The 6,000-nt window shown below is 34.3% G+C and carries 4 protein-coding genes; 1 reads left to right on the plus strand and 3 read right to left on the minus strand.

Annotated features, from left to right (window positions below; all coding sequences use genetic code 11):
- Positions 1-244 precede the first annotated feature (244 nt).
- Complete coding sequence (locus DNJ77_RS08745; RefSeq protein ID WP_116964608.1) at positions 245-1,120, minus strand: glycosyltransferase; 876 nt, start codon at positions 1,118-1,120, stop codon at positions 245-247.
- 340 nt (positions 1,121-1,460) lie between these two features.
- Between DNJ77_RS08745 and DNJ77_RS08755 the strand changes: the two genes are divergently transcribed.
- Positions 1,461-2,630, plus strand: a complete 1,170-nt coding sequence (locus DNJ77_RS08755; RefSeq protein ID WP_116964610.1) for an MFS transporter — start codon at positions 1,461-1,463, stop codon at positions 2,628-2,630.
- Positions 2,631-2,738: 108 nt separating this feature from the next.
- Here DNJ77_RS08755 and DNJ77_RS08760 read toward each other — a convergent pair whose 3' ends face one another.
- Both DNJ77_RS08760 and DNJ77_RS08765 read right to left on the minus strand, forming a co-directional pair.
- Positions 2,739-4,985 (minus strand): DUF262 domain-containing protein, encoded by a 2,247-nt coding sequence (locus tag DNJ77_RS08760; protein WP_116964611.1) that lies wholly within the window; start codon positions 4,983-4,985, stop codon positions 2,739-2,741.
- A 57-nt stretch (positions 4,986-5,042) separates the two neighbouring features.
- Positions 5,043-5,651, minus strand: a complete 609-nt coding sequence (locus DNJ77_RS08765) for a hypothetical protein (protein ID WP_116964612.1) — start codon at positions 5,649-5,651, stop codon at positions 5,043-5,045.
- Positions 5,652-6,000: the final 349 nt, after the last annotated feature.

The raw sequence follows: 6,000 nt of genomic DNA on the forward strand, positions 1-6,000 counted from the left end.
ATACACTAAACAACTTACCACTAACGCCTTTATGCTGTACCAATCACGGAAATTAATGACAGGTTAAGTTCAATACTGATTTCAATATTATCTATAGTCTGTAATTCATGCCGTAGATTACCGTTACTAGCTTATTATCCACTTATGACTACCAATATGCTTTAGAATTAAAGCAACGTTCACTTCACTGTTACTGACAAAATCACTATAACCTGACCTTTTTATCACGATCAAAAGGTTTGTGTTAAACTTTTTTAAAATACTTACGGCTTAAATCTAAACCAAAAAGCTTTTCTAACTTTATTTTAAAACGTTGACGCTTTTCTTTTTTGGTCAATATATGATGAGTATTGGCTTGAAAAATTTCCTCTTGCTGTGGAAAAAATCCTTCAATAATTTTAGGATGTGTCCCAACAAACTTCATCAGGATTTTGGGATCGATATCGCTGTATTTCGAGTCAAAACCTTCTGATTTTCCCCAATGCTTATTGACCTGGCTAATCTTCTTACTCATTGCAGATTCAGGACGCACCCAACCATAATGATAGATATAATTATCCAATAGTTTTGCCTTGGGATAACGCCCAATACGATTGGATTTTTTAGGATCCAATACCAACCAGTACAAACCATCTGGTGCATAACTTCTAACACTTGCTTTAATGACTCTAGGTGCGTAGCGATACCAAGTTGGTGACGCTAAATAAGTGTTAGTATTACCATAAAAATGATAATAACGAAAAGCCAATGCTTCGACTTCTGGATCGTTTTTGTACTGTTGCAAAGCCTTTTGAATATCATCTAAATCCTTTTCGTGAACAATTTCATCTCCTTCTAGATAAAAAAGCCAATCACCAGTACAAGCAAATTGAGCAATCATTTTTTGCTGGGCATAAGTATATCCTTTTACCTGCATGTGTTCATTCCAGATGGTTTCAATAATTTTAATTTTTGGATTGTCTTTGGTTAACTGATACAGAATATCAGGACTTTTATCTTGAGATTTTCCAAGCGCAATAATAAATTCATCACAAATCGGTAAAATCGATAAAATAGATTGAACATAGGGAAAACACAACTCTTCGGCATTGCGTAAAAAAGTAAACCCTGATAGTTTCATGACAAATCTGATTCAAATAATTTTGCAATAGTTTAGGGAAAACAAATTCAGAATGATACTAAAAAACATCAATTCGACATAAAAGTTCATAATACAATCCATTCTCTAGTCTTTTCCTTTGTAAACGAAAATTTTTTCATTTGAGCAATTCTCGCAGTGATTTATTTAAAATTTTTCTTTACACTAGTCGTCAGCTGTTTGCTGTTTGAGGTGCTTTTTCATATTGCGCAAATCAGAAAAAATAACGTTTCACGCAGCATTTTGCAATCTTTTCTTCGTGTACAGAGAATCGATGTAGAAAAAGTAAATATTACTGAGTTAGTCCAAGCTGGGGTGCTACATGAAAATCTACACTAAGCGAGATTTATACCTTATTAATATCGCATCAACTTTTGCTTACGTAGGAGCTGCCGCCACGTGGAGTGGGATACCTTATTTGCTTGTTAAACTGACGGGTGATGCTCAACACTTTGCTTTTATGCTGATTACAAGTCAGATAATTGGTGTTGTTGCACCTTTCCTATCTAAATATGTTGTGGATTGTTATAGCCGCAAAATAATAAGTATACTGTCAAGCATAGGTGCAATTATATCGCTTTTGTGGTTAATAAACTTAGACTTTACTACCTCAGTAGCTATGTTTTATATTGCAAGTTGCTGTCTGTGGCTAATGTTATATATGGGAGAGCCCGCTCGTAAAGTGTGGCAAGGAAATATAATTAAGGAAGTGTATGAGCGTTGCGAAGAAGGAATGGCAAGGTTTAATGCAATTAATATGGTTGGTAAGGCGATTGGTTTTAGCATTGGACCCATCCTTTTTGGGTGTTTGGGATATTATGCATTTTTTGTGGAGGTACTTGGCTATATCTGTGAAGTTATACTTTTATTTTTTATTACCTATGAAGCATCCTTGGCTGGAATAAGAGAAGTTAAGAAGGTTACACTAAAATTTCTTGCACAAAATAGACATTTTTTTTGGATTTTAGTTTCAACAGGTATTTTTGCTTACCCTGTGTTATATGTAGGTCAAAACTTATTGATTTCCAAGTTTAATGCTTCAAGCTTGTTAATTTCCTTATTTTGGCTGATGCTGACACTAGGTTCTATTATAAGCAATTTACTGGTGAGTAAGAGAGTTATGCGAAATTGTGATCAACTAAAAATATATCGAATATTATCTTATGTCGTAATGATAGCCATGATAGGCATGCTTTTTGCTCCATCACCTTATTTACTCATAGCGTTTGGTGTCGGATGTACACTAATTAATCCTATGTTAAATGTAATTGCAAATAAGGACATATTTATTCGCTACCCAAATCAGGTTAGAGGACAGGTAATTGCCTTATCAACCTCTTTTGCCGCTGTGATAAATATTATTGTGTTAAGTCTGCTACAAGCATTTGATTTGACCCAAGTAAATGTTTCCCTGTATGTTTTAATTGGAATGCTTAGCATTGTGGTTTTTAGGAATCATCACGTTCGTTGTTATTCAAGTGTAAGAAAATAAGGACTTATGGGACACCGATACTCAGCATCATAAATTGGAGATGTTGCCATAAAGAAGTTAAATTGCAGATGTATAATCTTTAGTGTATTGACTTGTTCAAAACTATGATCAAACGTAGCTTTCAGTCTCCAATGGAAGAAGCGTATTTTCATGAGTTGTTTGCCACAATATATTAGAGAAAGTCATATAAACATTACTCAACCACACATCAGCCTGTAATTGTTCTTTCTCAATGCTATCTTGAGCAAGGTATCTTGCGTCATTATATAACTTAAACTTTTCAAACAAGTGTTGTTTGATACGCTGCTCCAATAATGTACGCTTATCACCAAAGCTCGTTTCGCCTTTTACATATGAAATATAATAACGATCTGCTTCAACCTGCTCTAAGGCTTTTTTATAATTCTCAACGCCATCACCAATGTAATTTTGTTTTGGCCAGTTAACATCAAGTGGAACAAGGGTCGTATTACTCCAGCGCTCTAAATGATTATGATTAAAATCTTCTAATGCGGTAAGTTCAAAGCGATAATCTTTATTTTTACCTTCTTTATCCTTCTTTGATTTAATCATTGCATAAGCTTCATAGCTTAGCAGCTGATGATCAGCAAAACTTGCCAAGAAACTCAGCTTTGCCAAAATATATGACTTAGGATTGTTAATATCGTTTTGTGCGACTCTTTGCTGCCATGCTGTTTGGTCAGCTAAATTCCGGCTATTTTCATTGGCTTTTTCATGTAAATATTTCTTTAGTGTGCACAAATTGACACAAGAGACATGCTCTCGCCAATAACTGTTCATAATACTTGGAATTCCTGCATTAACTAGCTTTAACTGGGTTAATACAAAAAATGCTGTCAATAAGGCAATCGCTTGTGAAAATTCTTCTTTGGAATGCTGATGAAATACACTCAACAGAGGACGAACATTGTTCCAATGTTCCTTTTCTAAGTAATGCAAAAACAGTTTGGTTTTGTCATCTAGATCAAGGTAGATACTGCCTTCTTGATTCATATTGGTATTTTCAAAGCTATAGCAGAAATATAAGTGATCTCGAATTTTTTTAACAAACTGTGTTTTTTGCTCTTTCTTTTCAGTGGAAATTGCAAAATACTCATCAATTAAGAACTGGCGTTGTGCCTTTAAGCTTTTGCTTACCTTTTGCTTATTTCCCGTTAAAATATAGCCAAGATCGACAATAAATTTGTCTAATGTCTTTGTTTTACCTTTATTTTGCGTGGAATTTAGCAAATCATGTATTTGCTCAAACAAAGTATACTCTACTGACTGTTGATAGTCTTGATAGCCAACATAACGAATGACTTCTGGCTTAAATGTGTCAATAGCATTCAGCGGCTCACCAGTGGTGTTTAATGCCTGAAAAATATTATGTGAATATGAGTTCTTAGTTACACTAATGACTGTGAAAGCACAACGGTAAAGTACAAACTCTGCTAAATAAAAAAGAGCAACGATTTCTTTTAAGTGTTTAAGCTTTTCTCCTTTAATAGGCAAATGAGGATTTGTGATGGCAGACAACTCGAATCGTTGCAAATATTCATATAAATGACTGTCAGGTCGCAAGAAAGCTTCTGTCATTTCTTCGGACTGCAAAATGTCATTTATTTCCTGATCAATAATTTTAAAAAATGACTTTAAATTCCCATTATAACCATAATCAGATTGACGATAATTAAATAAATAAGAAGCAACATCAGAATTATAAAGCACTTTGGACTCAGAAGTTGACCAACAGTCGTCATACATGCGAATAATGCGTGGATAAACACAAAATGGATTCTCTTTTTCATCCCCTTCAGCAACTGTGAAGCGGCAAATGTCATGAGTGGCTCCTGTAATAGTACCAATACATGCTGTAATACCGTAATATAGGTCAAGAATCATGACTCGATTTTCACATTTATCATCTTCTAGATTTTCAAAATAGCGTCTATCTTCTTTGAGCTTCTTGCTAAGTTTGTTAAGTCTTTGATAAATTCTTGAAGCCAGGAGGGTAAATGTTGTTAAGCGTTGCTGACCGTCTACCACAACAGAGACCTGAGAGGGCATAGCTCTTGTATCACAAGGTTCAACGTCCAAATTGCTATTATTATCTTCAACTAGCACAATTGCACCAAAAAATACTAATGCGGATAAATCATCTGAAAACATGCCTTCTTTAAGGCTATTAAAGAGATCACCCATATTTGTTTTGCCATCACCATCCCAAGCAAACGGACGTTGATAACTTGGGATATAATAGCCATTTTTCTGCGCTAAAGTCATATAAACACTCTTGGGTGTTGAAGTAAAAATGCCATCGATATTGATTTTCATTCCTTCATATTTTGTCATTGCTATCCTCCTGAAAGTTTATTTATTACGACAAATAATGTTTCATTATGTTTTTTATTAAAAAACTTTGAATCCAGTTTCATTGATTTGTTTCACGTGTGACATCACCAGGTTGTTACGGGTAATCGCTGAATGTTGCCAAAATGCTTGATAAGATGTTTGTAAGGTGTTGATACGATGTTGATATTTTTTATCTTTGCTTAGCTGTTCTAATACGGTATGAAATGCATAAACCCCATTTGTCTCATCGTGCCCATAAAAGCGCGGCAATACATTTTCTTCTATACAGTATGGTGAAATATATTGCGCTTTTTGCTTAAGTAATACCTCGCTTAAACAAAAATAAAGAACATCAGTTTGGAAGTCTTTGACGTACATCACATCAACATTTTCTAACTGCGAGTTATACTGTTGCCCTGACTCATGCAAAGGTAGTTTCAAACTCATTGAGCTTAGCTTTGTTCGTGTGAAAATTTCGCCTAAGTAAGCATATTGTTTCACTTGAATAGAGCTTAACTTTTCATGCAAAAAACGCTCTATTTGCGTTAACTGACCTTGCAGTATTTTTACCGAGTAGTTGAATACAAAAACATCTCTACTGCCATATAGTTCTTCAATCGTATAAAGGCTTGCTTTAGCGACTGCTCCTAGTGATGGTAAGCTCATTATTGACCTAAACAGCTATCGATAAATAATAAAGCACATCATAAATATTTATATATTTTTGCAACAGGTGTTATTAAATGAATCATGATCCTATGAAAAATCACAAAAAGCAACTTTAGTAATCAAGGCTAAATACAACAACGTGAGCACCCGTCAATTTACCTTAATAATTTATACGACAAAATTACTTGGTGTTAGCATTGATCAACGTAAAACAACAACTCTTTACAACAAAGCATTACAGCGATACTGGAATTTTAAGATACCATCTGTATTTGAGGTAAAGTGAATGTAAGGAAACCTTAGATGATTAAAAGTGTTGTTCTAAAGTATCTTCAAGCGACACTTT

Origin of the sequence: Fastidiosibacter lacustris, from assembly GCF_003428155.1 — a bacterium.
In the GTDB taxonomy this organism is placed as follows: domain Bacteria; phylum Pseudomonadota; class Gammaproteobacteria; order Francisellales; family Francisellaceae; genus Caedibacter; species Caedibacter lacustris.

Bases quoted from the DNA above. Each gene is read 5' to 3' on its own strand.
- DNJ77_RS08745 (WP_116964608.1), bottom strand. From the start codon at position 1,120: ATGAAACTATCAGGGTTTACTTTTTTACGCAATGCCGAAGAGTTGTGT.
- DNJ77_RS08755 (WP_116964610.1), top strand. From the start codon at position 1,461: ATGAAAATCTACACTAAGCGAGATTTATACCTTATTAATATCGCATCA.
- DNJ77_RS08760 (WP_116964611.1), bottom strand. From the start codon at position 4,985: ATGACAAAATATGAAGGAATGAAAATCAATATCGATGGCATTTTTACT.
- DNJ77_RS08765 (WP_116964612.1), bottom strand. From the start codon at position 5,651: ATGAGCTTACCATCACTAGGAGCAGTCGCTAAAGCAAGCCTTTATACG.